1 protein-coding gene is annotated in these 1,054 nt (G+C 68.9%); it reads right to left on the minus strand.

From position 1 onward, the window contains the following. Window positions 1–1,054, minus strand: a 1,054-nt coding sequence (locus SNA_RS29900) for an MFS transporter (protein WP_044367717.1), incomplete at both ends; no start/stop codon positions are given.

A 1,054-nucleotide genomic window follows, 5' to 3' on the forward strand; every position in this document is an offset into this window, starting at 1 on the left:
CGAGGAGGGTCAGGTTGGCCTGTCGGCTGCTGACCTGGAGCCCGTAGGCGGCCATCGAGCCGAGGGCGATCAGGGCTCCGGCCTGGGGCAGGCGGTGCCCGAAGCGCCCGGCGGTCTTCATCGCGACCGTCGCACCGGCCAGCTCGCCGAGAGCAAGCAGCACAAAGGCCGCGGCCGCCATTATCGGGCTCATGTCCAGACCGCGCTGCAGGTACTGCGTCCAGGTCGTGAAGAACAGGCCGCACAGCAGGCCGAGCATCAGCTGCGCGGACAGGCCGCCGGAGAACTGCTTGCCCCGGAAGAGGGCCAGTGCCACGAGCGGGGTGTTGCCCTGCTGGCGCTGCTGGTGGCGCAGGAAGACGCCGAGCATCAGCAGCCCGCCGGCGAGCATGGCGAAGCACCACAGCGGCCAGTGGTGGGTGTTGCCTTCGGTGAGCGGGAAGATGATCAGGGCCATGGCGAGTGCGGACAGCAGCATCCCGGTGAGGTCCAGGCGGTTGGCGTTCTGTGCGGTCGATTCGGGGATGAACTTCCGTCCGAGGATGATCACGGCGAGTCCGACGGGCACGTTGATCAGGAAGATCGGCCGCCAGGACAGTCCGAACAGATCCAGCTGGGTGAGCACGCCGCCGAGAACCGGCCCCAGAACGGAGGCCAGCGACAGGACGGCCCCGTAGAGGCCGAAGGCCCTGCTGCGGTTCTCGCTGTCGAAGGTGACGTGGAGGGTGGCCAGGACCTGGGGGATCATTACGGCGACTCCGGCGCCTTGGATGACGCGGGCGGCGATCAGTACACCGGGTCCGGTGGCGATGCCGCACAGCAGCGAGGCGAGGGTGAACAGGGCGGTGCCGATGAGGAGGATCTTGCGCCGGCCGTGAAGGTCGCCGAGCCTGCCGCCGGTGATCAGTCCGACGGCGACGGTCAGCGAGTAGCCGGCGGTCAGCCACTGCACCGCGGCTGGTCCGGTGCCGGTCGACGCCTGGATTGCGGGCAGGGCGGTAAGGACGACCGACTGGTCGAGGATGTCCATGAGCTCGGCGACCAGGACGACCAC

This window comes from Streptomyces natalensis ATCC 27448, assembly GCF_000935125.1.
In the GTDB taxonomy this organism is placed as follows: domain Bacteria; phylum Actinomycetota; class Actinomycetes; order Streptomycetales; family Streptomycetaceae; genus Streptomyces; species Streptomyces natalensis.